Here is a 15,412-nt window from a genome sequence, read left to right on the forward strand (position 1 = left end):
AAAACAAAAGTAGAGCCCGGTTCTGATTCAATCAGAACCGACAAGGCTCCAGCCCTACTCGGCCGCGCTGCGGATCTCGGCCTTTTCGGCGCGCACGGCGCAGAACTTGAATTCGGGAATCTTGCCGAACGGATCGAGCGCCGGATTGGTCAGGAGATTCGCCGCCGCCTCCGCGTAGCAGAACGGCATGAACACCATGTTCTCCGGCACGTCGCGGTCGGAACGCACCTTGACCTCGACGGCGCCGCGGCGGGTTTCAAGCCTGATGAAATCGCCGGGCCATACGCCGAGCCGCCGCATGTCCTTTGGCGACATGAAGGCCACCGCCTCCGGCTCGATCTGGTCGAGCACGCTGGCGCGGCGGGTCATCGAGCCGGTGTGCCAGTGCTCGAGCACGCGCCCCGTCGACAGCACCATCGGATATTCGTCGTCGGGCACCTCGTCCGGCGGGATCACATGCGCCGGCACGATCTTGCCGCGGCCGCTCGCGGTCGGGAAACCGGTGGTGAAGATGATCTCGTTGCCGGGCTGATCGGAGGCGTCGACCGGATAGGTCACCGCACCCTCGCGCACCAGCCGCTCCCAGCTGATGTTCTGCAGCGACGGCATCACCTGCGTCATCTCGGTGAACACGTCGGCCGGACCGTCGTAGTTCCACGGCAGGCCCATGCGTCTGGCGATTTCCTGGATGATCCAGAGATCCTGCCGCGCGTCACCGGGCGGCTTGATCACCTCGCGCGCCAATTGCACGCGGCGGTCGGTGTTGGTGAAGGAGCCGGATTTCTCGGCAAACGCCGAGGCCGGCAGGATCACATCGGCATGGAATGCAGTTTCGGTGACGAACAGATCCTGCACCACCAGATGATCGAGTTTCGCCAGCGCCTCGCGCGCATGCTGCAGGTCGGGGTCCGACATCGCGGGGTTTTCGCCCTCGATATACATGCCGGTGATCTCGCCGGCATGGATCGCGTTCATGATCTCGACCACTGTCAAACCACGGACCGGATCGAGATCCTGGTGCCAGAGCTTTTCGAAGGGCTCGCGCAGATCGGTGCGGCCGACCGGCTGGTAGTCCGGCAGGAACATCGGAATCAGGCCGGCGTCGGAGGCGCCCTGCACGTTGTTCTGGCCGCGCAGCGGATGCAGGCCGGTGCCGGGACGACCGATCTGGCCGGTGATCAGCGCCAGCGCGATCAGGCAGCGCGCATTGTCGGTGCCGTGGATGTGCTGGCTGATGCCCATGCCCCAGAAGATCAGCGACGCGCGCGACCGCGCATACATCCGCGCCACTTCCTTCAAGGTTTCGGCCGGGACGCCGCAGATCGCTTCCATTTTCTCCGGCGGGAAATCCTTGATGCGCTCGGCGAGTTCGTCGAAGCCTTCGGTATAGCCCGCGATATATTGCTGGTCGGTCAGCCCTTCGGTAATGATGGTATGCAGCATCGCGTTCAGCATCGCGACGTCGCTGCCGGGCTTGAACTGCAGATGCTGGTGGGCATGGCGCGACAGCGTCTGCCGGCGCGGGTCGATCACGATCAGCTTGGCACCGCGCTGGGCGGCGTTCTTGATGTAGGTCGCGGCGACCGGATGGTTGACGGTCGGGTTGGCGCCGATCACGATGATGACTTCGGCATCCATGGCGGCGGCGAACGGCGCCGACACCGCGCCCGAGTTCAGGCCTTCCATCAGCGCCGCCACCGACGAGGCGTGGCACAGCCGGGTGCAGTGATCGACATTGTTGGAGCCGAACCCGGTGCGCACCAGCTTCTGAAACAGATAGGCCTCCTCGTTGGAGCCCTTGGCCGAGCCGAAACCGGCCAGCGCCTTGACGCCCTTCTCGTCGCGGATCCTGACGAGGCCCTTTGCCGCGACATCCAGCGCCTCTTCCCACGACGCTTCGCGGAAATGCGTGAACGGATTGGCCGGGTCGACCTGGTCGTTGGAATCCTTCTTCGCGTTCGGCAGCCGCACCAGCGGTTTGGTCAGGCGATGCGGATGGTGGATATAGTCGAAGCCAAAGCGCCCCTTGACGCAGAGCCTGTTGTGATTGGCCGGACCGTCGCGGCCCTCGGCGTAGATGACCTTGTCGTCCTTGACCTGATAGGTGACCTGGCAGCCGACGCCACAGAACGGGCACAGCGAATCCACTTTCTTGTCCGCGTAGGTCACGCGGGTCTGGTTCTCGTCGAGCATCACGGACGGCATCAGCGCGCCGGTCGGACAGGCCTGTACGCACTCGCCGCACGCCACGCAGGTGGACTCACCCATCGGATCGTCGAAGTCGAACACGATTTTCGACTCGTGGCTGCGATAGGCCATGCCGATGACGTCGTTGACCTGCACCTCGCGACAGGCGCGCACGCAGAGCCCGCACTGGATGCAGGCGTCGAGATTGACGCTCATCGCCGGATGGCTGGTGTCGCTTTGCCAGCGCTCGGCCGCGGGAAAGCGGCTCTCGGTCACCTCGACCTTCTCGGCCCAGTGCCAGAATTTCGAATCGGGATCGTGCGAGGTCTCGCGCGCCGGCTGGTCGGCGACCAAGAGCTCCATCACCATCTTCTGCGCCGAGACCGCACGCGCACTCTCGGTCTTCACCTTCATGCCGACACTCGGCGTCCGCTTGCAGGACGCCGCCAGCACGCGCTCGCCCTCGATCTCGACCATGCAGGCGCGGCAATTGCCGTCGGGCCGATAGTCGGGCTCGGGTGAATAGCACAGATGCGGGATCTCGCGGCCCTGGCGTTTTGCAACTTGCCAGATGGTCTCGCCGGCGTTGGCTTCGACCTGCTTGCCGTCGAGTTCGAACTGGATCTTGGTCATTCCGCCGCTTCCTTGAACTCGTCGGGGAAGTATTTGATCACCGAGGTTAGCGGATTCGAGGCCGCCTGCCCGAGCCCGCAGATCGACGCATCGCGCATCGCCTGGCTCAACTGGTCCAGCAATTCACGGTTCCAGACCGGCTTTTCCATCAGGATCGCCGCCTTCTGGGTGCCGACCCGGCACGGCGTGCACTGGCCGCAGCTCTCATCCTCAAAGAAGCGCATCAGGTTCAGCGCCGCCCCCCTCACACTGTCCTGGTCGGACAGGATCACAACCGCGGCCGAGCCGATGAAGCAGCCGTATTTTTCGAGGGTGCCGAAATCGAGCGGGATGTTGTCCATCGATGCCGGCAGGATGCCGCCCGACGCGCCGCCCGGCAGATAGGCGTGGAATTGATGGCCGTCCGCCATGCCGCCGCAGAACTCGTCAATCAGTTCACGCACGGTGATGCCGGCGGGCGCCAGCTTCATGCCGGGATTGCTAACGCGGCCCGAAACCGAATAGCTGCGCAGACCGTGACGGTCGTTGCGGCCATGGCCCTTCCACCAGTCGGCGCCCTTCTCGACGATGTCGCGCACCCACCACAGCGTCTCGATATTGTTGATCAGCGTCGGCAGGCCGAACAGCCCGACCTGGAACGGATAAGGCGGCTTGTGCCTGGGCAGGCCGCGCTTGCCCTCGATGCTTTCGAGCAGCGAGGATTCCTCGCCGCAGATATAGGCGCCGGCGCCGCGGCGCATGTGCAGCACCGGGCCGCCGGGCGGCAGCTTGGCTATTTCGCGCGTCAGAATTTCGCGGCTGGCCGGATATTCGTCGCGCAGATAGATGTAGACGTCGGTCGCCTCGACCACATGGGCGCCGATCAGCATGCCCTCGATAAAACGGTGCGGGTCGGTTTCGAGGTACCAGCGATCCTTGAAGGTGCCGGGCTCGCCCTCGTCGCCATTAATCGCCATCAGCCGCGGACCGGGCTCGCCGATCACGGAGCGCCATTTCCGGCCCGTGGGAAAGCCCGCCCCGCCGAGACCACGCAGCGACGCGTCGTCGAGCGCCTTCAGCAGATCTTCCTTTGACAACGCACCGGAGCGCAGCCTGTTCAGCAGCGCATAACCGCCGCCGGCCACATAGGCGTCGTAGCCGACATAGTCGGGCAGATGCGCATGGGTCTGGCCGGCCTTGGCCGCGGCAAGCACATTGGTCACGGTCGCATGATCGACGAAGTGATGGCCGACCTCGGCCACGGGCGCGGTATCACAGCGGCCGACGCAGGGCGCGCGCACCACGCGGATGCCGGGACCGGCCTTGTCCTGCAGTTGATTCAGCAGCGCTTCCCCGCCCAGCATGGCGCAGGTGAGCGAGTCGCAGACGCGAATGGTCAGCGGCGCGATATCAGGCTCGCCTTCCTTCACCACGTCGAAATGCGCATAGAAGGTCGCGGTCTCGAACACCTCGGCAAACGACAGCTTCATCTCGTCGGCGAGGGCTGCGAGATGCGCCGCCGTGATCTGGCGATACTGGTCCTGGATCAGGTGCAGATACTCGATCAGGAGATCGCGGCGCCGCGGCCGGTCGCCGAGCAGGACCTCGATTTCATGCGCGGCCGTCGGATCGACCTGGCGGCCCTTCGGGGTCGATTTAGCCCGCTTCCGTCCCGCGCCCGGGTGCTCGAATGGGCGAACTTTTTGTACGTCGTGGACCATGCATATCGACCTTGACCAATTTGGATCAACTCTAAGCCGTGGCATGCCAGATGCCAAGAGAATTATTACGATCCGATAAGCATTTAAGGGGCACGCAGTTGTGCTGCATACCCTCAAATCAACGCCGTTCGGGACCGGAAGTTCTCAAGTCTTGAAGGCCTCAAGTCTTGAAGTTCTCAAGTCTTGCCCATGCAGTCCTCGATGTAGAACCAGCGGTCGTCGCCCGCCAAACCCTTCTGCTTCACCTCGGTGCGGCAGGCCTTGAGCCTGGTCTTGTTGGCGCTCCACTTGGCCTTCATGTCCTTCAGCTTTTCGGCGGTCAGCTTCATTTTCGAGGGCTTGGCGGCCGGGGCGGGTGTGGTGGCCGCCGGCGCGGCAGCGGGCGCGGTAGAGGTTTGGGCCGAAGCCGTGTTGAGCATGCCGGCGACAAGCAGCGCGGCAGCAAGACAAATTCCGATGCGAAGCATTGGGAGATTCCCCTGATCTGTTGATTGGTTTTGACGAGACGGCGAGAGGCACCGCGGGACGAGAATTGCCGTCCCGCGATGCAATCCGCGATCAGAAGATCTTGACGGCGCTTTCCAGCGTTTTCCAGATACCCCAGGCGAGCGGGATGCCGACGAACGCCCAGAACAGCGCGGCCTTGCCGTCGAGTCCGCCGAACCCGATGCCGTAGGAACCGGATGTCCCCGATGCACTGGCAGTGGCCGACGCCTCCTGCAGCTTGGAGACCTCATCGACACTCATGTGCCACTTCGAATCGACCGGCTTGATCAGGTAGTTGCAGATCAGCCCGGCGACTAGCATCGCGCACAGGATGTACATCGTGGTGTTGTAGAGCTGGTCGCGCGGAACGCCGGCCGCGAGCTGGAACTCGCGGATATAGTTGACCACGACCGGACCGATGATGCCGGCCGTCGACCAAGCCGTCAGCAGACGGCCATGGATGGCGCCCACGAACTGGGTGCCGAACATGTCAGCGAGATAGGCCGGCACGGTGGCGAAGCCACCGCCATACATCGACAGGATGATGCCGAAGCCGACCACGAACAGAAGTTTCGAACCCATCACCGCAAAGGTCGGCGCCAGTGCGTATAGCACGATGCCGAGGATGAAGAACGTATAGTAGGTGTTCTTGCGACCGATCTTGTCCGACAGCGACGCCCAGAAGAACCGGCCGCCGATGTTGAACAGCGAGAGCAGCCCGGCAAAGCCGGCCGCGATGCCCGCAATCGTCGCCTTCTGCGTGGCGTCGAGCGCGTTGAAACCGACGTTGGGCAATCCGATCAGCTTGCCGGCAAAGATTTCCTGCAGCATCGGCGAGGCCATGCCGATCACGCCGATGCCCGCCGAGACGTTGAGGCACAGCACCCACCAGATCAGCCAGAATTGCGGCGTCTTGTGCGCGTTGTCGAGATGGACGTTGTTCTTCGAGATCATCGCGTTCGCCTTGGAAGGCGGCGTCCAGCCTTCCGGCTGCCAGTTCGGCGGCGCGACACGGTAGGAGAAGGCGCCGATCACCATGAACACGAAGTAGATCACAGCCATGGCGAGGAAGGTTTCCCAGACACCCACCGAAGTCGGGGTCTTGAAATAGTTCATCAGCAGGTTCGCCAGCGGCGCGCCGATCATGGCGCCGCCGCCGAAGCCCATGATCGCCATGCCGGTCGCCATGCCGCGACGATCCGGAAACCATTTCACCAGCGTCGACACCGGGGAGATGTAGCCGAGGCCGAGACCGACGCCACCGATGACGCCGGCGCCGAGCCACATGATCCAGAGCTGATGCACATAAACGCCGAATGCGCCGATCAGCAGGCCGCCGGCCCAGCACAGCGCGGCAACGAAGCCGGCCTTGCGCGGTCCGACGCGCTCGAGCCAGCCGCCCCATATGGCGGCGGAGACGCCGAGGAGAACGAAGAACAGCGTGAACATCCAACCCAGGCTGGCGACCTTCCAGTCGCAGGTGGTGGTGAACAGTTCCTGCATCAGCGACATGTCGGGGCAGGCCTTCGGCGCGGTCAGACCGATCGCACGCGACAGCGGCAACCAGAACACGCTGAAGCCATAGGCCATGCCGATGCACAGATGAATGCAAAGCGCGGCGGGCGGCACCAGCCAGCGATTGAAGCCGGCGGTCGCGATCGTCCGCTCCCTGTCGAGAATTCCCGCTCCGGCGCCGGACACCGTTCCGGCACTGCTGATTGTCGTCATCGTTATCTCCCCCTGCAGCCCGCCCTTGATGGCGCTTCTGCCGTCCACGATCCCGTTGTCCTCGGCGCCACAGCGGAGCAATCCCACATTGCTGCCCCGCAGTTTCCAGGATGCGCCGGGATCGATAAGCGCACTCGAGAACTAAACCCCGGACACCACCCACTATGCCAATTGCGGTGCCAACTTCGGCGAAATTTGGCCTGCCACGGAACGGTTTTGTGTCGTGTACAAAAACACGACTCCGCTTCCACAAGCCGCAGAGGAATTCAATTGGGACAGAAGCAGGGACCTGAGTCGATAGGCAAAAGGTAGATATCGCTCAACCGAGGCGATCACCCGATGACAGGCGGCGCATCATTGGATTTTCCTATCGAGCCATTCGTCTTCTCTATCAGGAAAACGATGCGGGTTTCGCCGCGCTCGGAGATCTCGACCTTGTCGCCGGTTTCCCGGATCAGGTTGGGAATATCGATTACCGATAGCGGATCGGTACAGTGAACTTCGAGGAAGTCGCCGGGCGCGACCGCCTTCAGCGCCTTGCGTGTCTTCAGCGCCGGGAGCGGGCACTTCAGGCCGGTGAGATCGAGCTTGGTGGTGGTCATGTTGCGAACATGGCGAAGCCTGTGCGAAGGGTCAATCAAATCAGACTGGCGTAGGACAGGAAGGCGACCGTCTGGCCGGGCTCGACCTGCGTGACGTCTTCGCCGAGTTCGACCAGGCCGTCGGTGTCGACCAGCGAGGACAGCAGCCCCGCGCCCTCACGCGGAAACTTCACGGCCTCGATCGCGCCGTCACCGGCCTTGCGCAGGCTGACGCGGACATATTCGCGGCGGGCGATTTTCTTTTTGTAGGCAAAGCCGGCACGGACCGGCATCGGAACCAGCTTGTCCTGCATCGCGCCCGACAAGGCCAGAACGGTCGGCCGCACCACGTGAACGAAAGTAACAAAACTCGCCACCGGATTGCCTGGCAGGCCGATGAGCGGCGAGCCGTCGATGATCCCCATCGCGACCGGGCGTCCCGGCTTGATCGCCATCCGCCACAGCACCAGCCTGCCGACGCTTTCGACGGCTGCCTTGACGTGGTCCTCCTCGCCGGTCGAAACGCCGCCGGTGGTGAGGATCAGGTCGTGCGTCGCCGCCACCTGCTGCAAGGCGTGCGCGAGCGAGGCGCGATCGTCCCTGAGGATGCCGAGATCGCTGACCTCGCAGCCGAGCCTTGCCAGCATTGCCATCAGCATGAAGCGGTTGGAATCGAACAACTGCGCCGCGCCGCGCGCTTCACCGGGCGAAACCAGTTCGTTGCCGGTCGAGAACACCGCGACGCGGATGCGCCTGACGACGTCGAGCTGCGTCAGGCCAAAGGCCGCGACCAGCGCGACATCCTGCGGCCGCAGCCGCCGGCCGGCCTTCAATGCGGCGTGGCCTGCGGGAATGTCCTCGCCCGCGGGCCGCACATTGGCGCCCGGCTTCAGCCCGGCGGGAAGCACAACCTGGCCGTCTTCGAGGCGGACGTCCTCCTGCATGAACACGGTATCGGCGCCGTCCGGCATCGGCGCGCCGGTAAAGATGCGCATCGCCTGCCCCGGTTTGACCGGGGCCGCCGCGGAGCCGCCGGCCTGAACGCGCCCGGTGATCGGGAATGCCTGCTCGTCCTTGCGTGGTAGGTCGCGGCTCGCCATCGCGTAGCCATCGACCGCGGAATTTGTGAAAGGCGGCAGCGGCAGTGGCGCCGCAATATCGTGCGCGAGAATCCGGCCATCGGCCCCGACCAGCGCAACGCTCTCGATATCCCGCACCGGCGTGACGCGCGCGGCGATGAGGCTGACGGCCTCATCGACCGACATCATCGGGCCGCCGAAGGCAAAGCAATCGTCGGACAGTTGCGCCATGTGCGGGATCAGCCCTCAGCTTCGCTCTTGGCCAAGAGATCGTCGACCGGCATCGCCGACCGCTGCATCATGGCCGCAATGGCCTCGATATCATCGAGATGGGCCGTGGGAAGCGTGGTTTCAACCGCGGTGTCGGTTGCGATTCCGACCACACCGGGGTCGTCGGGGAACAGCAGCGGCTTGGCGTTGGCAGCGCGATGGACCTCGATCTTGTGGTGCGGATCGCGCTTGAAGCCCTCGATGACGACGAGGTCGACCCGCGCCATTTTCGCCAGCAGTTCCGGCAGCCTCGGCTCGCCGGCGCCGCGCAGCTCGTGCATCAGGGCCCAGCGCCGGGTCGAGGACACCAGAACCTCGGTCGCCCCGGACTCGCGGTGCCGCCACGAGTCCTTGCCGGGCACGTCGACATCGAAGGCATGATGGGCGTGCTTGATGACGGAAACGCGCAGGCCGTTTTTGAGCAAAAGCGGGATCACCCGCGTCAGCAAGGTGGTCTTGCCGGCGCCGCTCCATCCCGCGAGGCCTATTACTTTCATCGCATTCTCCGGAACCCGGCATCCCCTTGCCGTCATTGCGAGGAGCCAACGGGTCCGGCCTTTGGCCGGCCCGATGATAAACTCCGCGACGAAGCAATCCATTCTTCCTTGCATGGTAAGATGGATTGCTTCGCTTCGCTCGCAATGACGGGACGGGCGGTATTCGCTCGATCTCTCAAATGCTTTATATCGGCTGACAGCCATTGTCATGCTAACCTGCCGAGATGATGAAAATCGACAAGGCCCCCGTCCCCCTGATCGTGCCCAACCCGGATGATCCGCGGCTGACCGAGCGCGTCACCGGGACCGACCAGACCGGCGCCACGGTCGAAATCCGGGTGCCGGTGGAACGGCCGCTGACGCTGTACCTGAACGCACAGGAAATCGTCACCATGATGACGATCGGCGACTATCCGGAGTATCTCGCGCTCGGCTATCTCCTGAACCAGAACATGCTGAAATACGACGACGTCGTCACCGAGGTCGAATACGACGACGATCTGCAGGTGGTGGTGGTGCGCACCGAGCACCACACCAACTTCGAAGCGAAGCTGAAAAAGCGCACGCAGACCTCGGGCTGCGCGCAGGGCACGGCGTTCGGCGACCTGCTGGAGGCCGTCGAAAGCGTGGCGCTGCCGAAAGCCGAGTTGCGCACCTCCTGGCTCTACCAGATGACGCATGCGATCAACACCATGCCTTCGCTCTATCTGGAGGCCGGTGCGATCCATGGCTGCGTACTGTGCAGGCAAGGCACGCCTGTCTGCTACACCGAGGACGTCGGCCGCCATAACGCGGTCGACAAGATCGCGGGCTGGATCTATCGCCACGGCGTCGATCCCGCCGACAAGATTCTCTACACCACCGGGCGTCTCACCTCCGAGATGGTGATCAAGACGGTGCGGATGGGGATTCCCATTCTGGTCTCGCGCTCGGGCTTCACCGCCTGGGGCGTCGAGTTGGCGCGACAGGTCGGACTGACGCTGGTCGGACGCACCAAAGGCAAGCGCTTCATTGCGCTGTCGGGCCAGGAGCGCATCGTGTTCGACCAGAACCTTGCCTTTGTCGAAGAGGAATCGGCGCGGCACAAGCGCAAGGGCGAAGACCGTGACGACTGAAATTCCTGCCGTGCTGCTCGCCGGCGGACTGGCGCGGCGGATGGGCGGCGGCGACAAGCCGATGCGCACGATTGGCGGCCGCACCATCCTGGAGCGGGTGATCGCGCGGCTCGGGCCGCAATGCAACGGTCTCATTCTCAACGCCAATGGCGATCCCGCCCGCTTCGCGGCGTTTGGCCTGCCTGTAATCCCGGACGGCGTCGCCGATTTCCCGGGACCGCTCGCCGGCATTCTGGCCGCCCTCGACTGGGCCGCGGCCAATCGCCCGGAGGTGTCGCTGGTGCTGAGCGCCGCCGGCGATTGTCCGTTCCTGCCGCGCGATCTGGTGTCGCGGCTCCATGGCGCGCTGACGTCGGAGAATGCAGAACTCGCGGTCGCCGCGTCCGACGGACAGTCCCATCCGGTGATCGGATTGTGGAGCGTGCGTCTACGCGAACAACTCCGCCACGCGCTGGTGGTCGAGGATGTCAGAAAGATCGACCGCTGGACCGCGCGCTACAGGTTGGCCACCGTGACATGGCCGGTTACGCCGCTCGACCCGTTCTTCAACGCCAACACCATGGACGACATCGCCGAAGCCGAGCGGCTGGCGGCGCTGGACGGCGGCTGACACGGGCTTCGATTTCTTCAACCACTTCCGGAACGCAGCGATCGCAAGCTAATTCAGTTCGCTGTCAATTCGTCGAACAGCCCGCGCATCCAGTCGATCACGGCGCGCGATGCGGGGTTGCGCTTGAGATGATTTTGCACGAGAAGCCACACCTCGAGCCGCCGCGGCAGCAACGTCGCGCGAAGGCCTCGATCGGCCAGCAACGAGCCGCAAACATGCTCGGGCAATATCCCGATCGCCCGATGCGACTGCACCAGCTGGCGTATCACGCGAAGGTTGTCCGTCACGCAGCGGCTTCGCGCCTTGAGGCCCTGGGCTTTTAGAAACGCCATCTCCGCTGTGTTGTCGAGTTCATCAGGGTATCCGCAGACCACCGGTTCCTCGCCGGCCTCGATCGTCTCCCGCGGTTCGAACAGATAGAGGCGGACGTCCGCGAGCTTCGTAATCGTGAAATTGCCCTTCTCCGGCTTGCGTAACCGCACCGCCAGGTCGGCCTCCCAGCGCGCAAAATTGACGTTCTGTCCGGAGGTCAGGAGCTGCAGCGTCAGACCGGGATTGCGGACCAGAAATTCCGCCGACTTCGGCGCCAGAATTTCCTCGGCCAGCGAATTGGTGGTGGCAAGGCGGATGCGTCCGGCAACGCCACGCGCCGCGTTTCCGAGTGCGCCGATCTCGGCAACGTGCCGGGCGATCTCCTGAACATGATCGAGAATCTGTTCGCAATGCGCCGTCGGCTTCCGCACGCCGTCGGTCGCCGTAAACAAGGCCACGCCTAGCGTCTTTTGCAGGCGCGCCAGCCGCCTCGAAATCGTGGTTTCGTCCATGCCGAGCCGAATGCCGGCACCGGCGAAAGTGCCGCTGTCCCGGATGGCGGCAATGATGCGCAGGTCGTCCCAATCCATCGCAGCGGATTATCACATCCGGCGGCTACCTGCAAAATCGCAGCGATTGGTCTCAACTTTCCTGCATAACTACCAGCAACCTGCCCAAGCCCGAGGATTTTCCAGCCGAATTCGGCGGCTCCGGCGAGGCGATGGCGGAATGACCTTGCGGCGGGCGGCCCCTTGAACCCGGTCGCCGCCCGCAGCGACTACTGCACGCCGCCCGGGTCACGGGCGGAAATCGAGAATTCCAGATGATCGACTTCCTGTGGGGCGCTCTGGCCTTCATTTTCCGGGCGATTAATTTCGTCCTGGACATCGCGGTAGGTATTTCGCGAATGCAGCGGCTTGCCCGGCTGTTCACCGGCAGCGATGCGATCGTCGAGGTGCCGTCGGAGCCAAAGGCCCTGCCAGCGGCGGCGCAACGTGCGCTCGCCGAGGCCGAGCAGCGGCGTCACGACGGCGCTGACTTCATCGACAAATATGTCCGCCCATCCTGCAAATAGCCGGACGACTCAAGCCGCCAGCGGAACGTTCCACGCATCGTAGCCATAGACCCCGTCGGCATTGGTTTGTCCGCTGAGCCATTTGTTGGCACGCGAAGTCTGCTGGACCAGTTCCGTCCGCTCCTTTCGGGTCGCCTCGAAGCGGCGGAGCGCGTTGGCGACGCCGTCGCGTTCCACACCGTCGAGGCAGCGCGACAGCACCGCGGCATCCTCGATCGCCATCGCCGCACCCTGTGCCATATAGGGCGTCATCGGATGGCAGGCGTCGCCGAGCAGCGTCACGTTGCGATCCGTCCAGCGCGCCAGCGACTCGCGATCGACGATCGCCCATTTGTGCACATCTGGACACGCGGCCAGCACCTGTTCGACCTGGCGGTCGAAACCGGCAAACGCCTTGCGCAATTCCCTGACGTCGCCCTTCGCCGACCACGACTCGATGCGAAACTCCGGCTCCGGCTGGCTGGTGACGAGGTAGATCTCGCTACGGTCCGGCTTGACGTAGTAGATGACGATGTGGCGGTCCTCGCCCCACCATTTGGTGCAGTCGTCGATTTTATCTCCGCCCAGGAGTGCTGCGGGATAGGTCGTCCGGTAGGCGATACGGCCGGTGAAATTCACCGGCGAGGCGCCGAACAGGATATCGCGCACGATCGAATGAACGCCGTCCGCGCCGATCACGGCATCAACGGTCGTCGTTGCGCCGTTGGCGAATGTCAGTTGCACGCCATCGCCGGTCTCGTCCAGCCCGGCCAGCTTGTGGCTGAGCTTGACGCATTCGTCAGGCACGGCGCTCGCCAGCGCCGCATGCAGGTCGCCGCGATGCGCCAGCAGATAGGGCGCGCCGTACTTCTGTTCGGCGCTCTCACCAAAAATCATGTCGAACTTGATTTCACCGGTGCGCCGGTCGCGGTTGTTCCAGGAGCGCGGATAGAACGATTGCCCGCGAAGTTTTTGTTCCAGCCCCAGCCCGCGCAACACTTGCATGGCATTGCAGCCGATCTGGATGCCGGCGCCGAGCCGCGCGAATTGCGTCGCCTGTTCGTAGACGGTGACGTCGATGCCCACCCGCCGCAGCGCCGCGGCGGCGGCTAGCCCGCCCATGCCGGCGCCGGCAATCGCAATCGACAGAGGTCTTGCCATTACCGTCCCCCCGCGCAAATCTTTTTTCTTTTTAAGCCGGCCGAAACCCCGCCTGCTCCAGCGCCGCACGGCCTTCGTGCGACACCAGCGCGTCGAGGAAGGCCTGCATGGCCGGCCGCTGCTTGCGCGCCTTCACCAGCGCGAAATCATAATGCTCTTCGGCAAAGGGAATGAAACCCAGGTTTGATGCATGCGCCACCGGCGCAATGGTCATGCCCCAGTCGGCGCGGTGCTGCGCCACGGCAGCCGCAACCGCATTATGCGAGCGCGGCTGATTCCAGTAACCGTCCGGCGTCGCACCGCCCAGCAGGCGGTCGATCAAGATTCGCGTGCCGGCGCCCTGGTTGCGGTTGACCATGATGCAGGCGGGATCGGCGAGCGCGGCGCGCACTGCGTGCTCGGCACTCAAGCTTTCGAAGCGCCGATCGCCCTTTCTGAACACGATGCCCTGCATCCGCCGCCAGCCCGGCACAAGCTCCAGCCCTTCGGCCAGATAGGGCGTGTTGTAGGTCTCGGTCTTCTCGTCGAACAGATGGATCGGCGCGAAATCGCATTCGCCGCGCTTGGCCGCCGCGAGGCCACCAAGACTGCCGACCGCGATCGAACGCACGATGAGCCCGGCGCGCGCCAGCGGCGCCGTGACCAGATCGAGCCCGGTGCAATGGCTGCCGACAATCACCAGATCAGGCACCCGCACATGCGGCGTAAACAGCGTCACCTCGGCCTGCGTGCCGGCCGGCAACTGCTCGGCCAGCGCATCGATGCGCAGGAAACCGTCGGCTTGCGCAAACGACGTGATGGCGCCGGAGCCCTTGCCGGTGGGATAGGCGATCAGCCCGTCTGCACCCTCGACCAGCGACACCATGACGAATTCGGTCCGACCGAGTTCGGAGGCGATCCGCACCGGGATTTTGGCGCTGACCTTGGCATCTGAACGCGGCGGCAGGCCCGCCATCCGCCGCAGCACCGGCACGATCATGTCGTGAAAGGTAAACATCGCCGAGGTCGGAAATCCCGGCAGAATGATCACAGGCTTGCCGTCGCAGACCGCGAGACACAACGGCTTGCCGGGCTTCAGCGCGACGCCGTGGGCGATGATACCCGGCCTGCCGAGCCGGCCGATGATGCGGTGGGAGACATCGCCCGCGCCTTTCGAGGTGCCACCCGACAGCACCAGCATGTCGCAGGTTTCGAGCGCATCGCGCATCGCGGCTTCGAGCAGCGCTTCGTCATCGGCGATCGCGCCGAGGAAGCGAGCCTCGCCGCCGTTCTCGGTGATCGCGGCGGTGACGATCGCGCCGTTGGTGTCGTAGATCGCGGCCGGTCTCAAGGGTTGGCCGGGCTGCACCAGTTCGTCGCCAGTGGAGAGGATCGCGACACGCGGCCGGCGCGCGACGGCGACCTGCGCGATGCCGCAGGCCGCCAGCATGCCGATCTCGCGCGAGCCGATGATGGTGCCGGCGCGCAGCAGCGCCTCGCCGCGCGCGATGTCGGAGCCGGCATAGGACACGAATTGCCCGGGCGAGGCCGCGCGGCGGATCTCGATGGCGCGCGGGCCTGCCGGCTGGGTGTGTTCGACCATCACGATGGCATCGGCCCCGCGCGGCAGCGGGCCGCCGGTTGCGATGGAAGTCGCCGTCCCCGACAGCACCGGCCGCATGGGCGCAACGCCGCAGGCGATCACCTCATCGTTCAGCATCATCCGCACCGGTGACGCTTCGCCGGCTGACGCCAGATCGGCGGAACGCACCGCGAAGCCGTCGACATTGGAGCGGTCGAACGGTGGCACGTCGATCGGCGCCACCACGTCTTCGGCGAGCGCACAGCCGAGCGCTTCTGCAAACGGGCGGGTCTCGCACGGCACGGCACGCGGAAACAGCGCTGCTTCGAACCGCGCCAGCGCATCTTCACGCGACAGAATGGTCAGGAACTGGTCCTGATCGGCGCTATTCGGATTTTTCGCAGGATTTTTCGGCAGCGGCGTCTTGCTCATGCGGGA

At 64.4% G+C, this 15,412-nt stretch carries 13 protein-coding genes; 3 read left to right on the forward strand and 10 right to left on the reverse strand.

The genetic code is table 11. The features are described from left to right. Positions 1–54 precede the first annotated feature (54 nt). The 7 genes from fdhF to mobB form a co-directional block, all read right to left on the reverse strand. Positions 55–2,820, reverse strand: a complete 2,766-nt coding sequence (fdhF, locus tag FFI89_RS27005; RefSeq protein ID WP_138830585.1) for a formate dehydrogenase subunit alpha — start codon at positions 2,818–2,820, stop codon at positions 55–57. Next, positions 2,817–4,520: an NADH-ubiquinone oxidoreductase-F iron-sulfur binding region domain-containing protein gene (locus tag FFI89_RS27010; protein ID WP_138830586.1), complete on the reverse strand. Its 1,704-nt coding sequence runs from the start codon at positions 4,518–4,520 to the stop codon at positions 2,817–2,819. The genes fdhF and FFI89_RS27010 overlap by 4 nt, the downstream gene beginning before the upstream one ends. 176 nt (positions 4,521–4,696) lie before the next feature. After that, positions 4,697–4,987: a hypothetical protein gene (locus FFI89_RS27015; protein ID WP_138830587.1), complete on the reverse strand. Its 291-nt coding sequence runs from the start codon at positions 4,985–4,987 to the stop codon at positions 4,697–4,699. A gap of 91 nt (positions 4,988–5,078) precedes the next feature. Next, complete coding sequence (locus FFI89_RS27020; protein ID WP_138830588.1) at positions 5,079–6,734, reverse strand: OFA family MFS transporter; 1,656 nt, start codon at positions 6,732–6,734, stop codon at positions 5,079–5,081. Between the two features lie 332 nt (positions 6,735–7,066). Next, the gene (locus FFI89_RS27025) at positions 7,067–7,336 is read right to left on the reverse strand and encodes a sulfurtransferase TusA family protein (RefSeq protein ID WP_138830589.1); all 270 of its coding nucleotides are present in this window, start codon (positions 7,334–7,336) and stop codon (positions 7,067–7,069) included. Positions 7,337–7,371: 35 nt separating this feature from the next. After that, positions 7,372–8,625 carry a gephyrin-like molybdotransferase Glp gene (gene glp / locus FFI89_RS27030; protein ID WP_138830590.1) on the reverse strand — a complete coding sequence of 418 codons (1,254 nt, stop codon included), beginning with the start codon at positions 8,623–8,625 and terminating at the stop codon, positions 7,372–7,374. Positions 8,626–8,633: 8 nt separating this feature from the next. After that, positions 8,634–9,161, reverse strand: coding sequence for a molybdopterin-guanine dinucleotide biosynthesis protein B (mobB, locus tag FFI89_RS27035; RefSeq protein ID WP_138830591.1), 528 nt, complete (start codon positions 9,159–9,161; stop codon positions 8,634–8,636). Positions 9,162–9,385: 224 nt separating this feature from the next. Between mobB and FFI89_RS27040 the strand changes: the two genes are divergently transcribed. After that, entirely contained in the window at positions 9,386–10,276 is an 891-nt protein-coding gene (locus FFI89_RS27040; RefSeq protein ID WP_138830592.1) for a formate dehydrogenase accessory sulfurtransferase FdhD, read from the forward strand. A 40-nt stretch (positions 10,277–10,316) separates the two neighbouring features. Further along, positions 10,317–10,886, forward strand: coding sequence for a molybdenum cofactor guanylyltransferase MobA (gene mobA, locus FFI89_RS27045; RefSeq protein ID WP_246669539.1), 570 nt, complete (start codon positions 10,317–10,319; stop codon positions 10,884–10,886). A 53-nt stretch (positions 10,887–10,939) separates the two neighbouring features. On the opposite strand, the gene FFI89_RS27050 is transcribed toward mobA, so the two are convergent. After that, on the reverse strand, positions 10,940–11,788 hold the full coding sequence (locus FFI89_RS27050; protein WP_138830594.1) for a LysR family transcriptional regulator: 849 nt from the start codon (positions 11,786–11,788) through the stop codon (positions 10,940–10,942). Between the two features lie 233 nt (positions 11,789–12,021). On the opposite strand from FFI89_RS27050, the gene FFI89_RS27055 reads away from it, so the two are divergent. Next, a complete protein-coding gene (locus tag FFI89_RS27055) occupies positions 12,022–12,273 on the forward strand; it encodes a hypothetical protein (RefSeq protein ID WP_138830595.1) in 252 nt (83 codons plus the stop codon). Positions 12,274–12,282: 9 nt separating this feature from the next. Here the strand turns inward: FFI89_RS27055 and FFI89_RS27060 are convergent, their stop codons facing one another. Further along, positions 12,283–13,413 (reverse strand): FAD-dependent monooxygenase, encoded by a 1,131-nt coding sequence (locus FFI89_RS27060; protein ID WP_138830596.1) that lies wholly within the window; start codon positions 13,411–13,413, stop codon positions 12,283–12,285. Positions 13,414–13,444: 31 nt separating this feature from the next. After that, positions 13,445–15,406 carry a molybdopterin biosynthesis protein gene (locus FFI89_RS27065; RefSeq protein WP_138830597.1) on the reverse strand — a complete coding sequence of 654 codons (1,962 nt, stop codon included), beginning with the start codon at positions 15,404–15,406 and terminating at the stop codon, positions 13,445–13,447. Positions 15,407–15,412 lie beyond the last annotated feature (6 nt).

The sequence above is a fragment of the Bradyrhizobium sp. KBS0727 genome (genome assembly GCF_005937885.2).
GTDB lineage: Bacteria > Pseudomonadota > Alphaproteobacteria > Rhizobiales > Xanthobacteraceae > Bradyrhizobium.

Bases quoted from the DNA above. Each gene is read 5' to 3' on its own strand.
- mobB (WP_138830591.1), bottom strand. From the start codon at position 9,161: ATGAAAGTAATAGGCCTCGCGGGATGGAGCGGCGCCGGCAAGACCACC.
- FFI89_RS27060 (WP_138830596.1), bottom strand. From the start codon at position 13,413: ATGGCAAGACCTCTGTCGATTGCGATTGCCGGCGCCGGCATGGGCGGG.
- FFI89_RS27010 (WP_138830586.1), bottom strand. From the start codon at position 4,520: ATGGTCCACGACGTACAAAAAGTTCGCCCATTCGAGCACCCGGGCGCG.
- glp (WP_138830590.1), bottom strand. From the start codon at position 8,625: ATGGCGCAACTGTCCGACGATTGCTTTGCCTTCGGCGGCCCGATGATG.
- FFI89_RS27065 (WP_138830597.1), bottom strand. From the start codon at position 15,406: ATGAGCAAGACGCCGCTGCCGAAAAATCCTGCGAAAAATCCGAATAGC.
- fdhF (WP_138830585.1), bottom strand. From the start codon at position 2,820: ATGACCAAGATCCAGTTCGAACTCGACGGCAAGCAGGTCGAAGCCAAC.
- FFI89_RS27025 (WP_138830589.1), bottom strand. From the start codon at position 7,336: ATGACCACCACCAAGCTCGATCTCACCGGCCTGAAGTGCCCGCTCCCG.
- FFI89_RS27015 (WP_138830587.1), bottom strand. From the start codon at position 4,987: ATGCTTCGCATCGGAATTTGTCTTGCTGCCGCGCTGCTTGTCGCCGGC.
- FFI89_RS27020 (WP_138830588.1), bottom strand. From the start codon at position 6,734: ATGACGACAATCAGCAGTGCCGGAACGGTGTCCGGCGCCGGAGCGGGA.
- FFI89_RS27040 (WP_138830592.1), top strand. From the start codon at position 9,386: ATGATGAAAATCGACAAGGCCCCCGTCCCCCTGATCGTGCCCAACCCG.
- FFI89_RS27050 (WP_138830594.1), bottom strand. From the start codon at position 11,788: ATGGATTGGGACGACCTGCGCATCATTGCCGCCATCCGGGACAGCGGC.
- mobA (WP_246669539.1), top strand. From the start codon at position 10,317: ATGGGCGGCGGCGACAAGCCGATGCGCACGATTGGCGGCCGCACCATC.
- FFI89_RS27055 (WP_138830595.1), top strand. From the start codon at position 12,022: ATGATCGACTTCCTGTGGGGCGCTCTGGCCTTCATTTTCCGGGCGATT.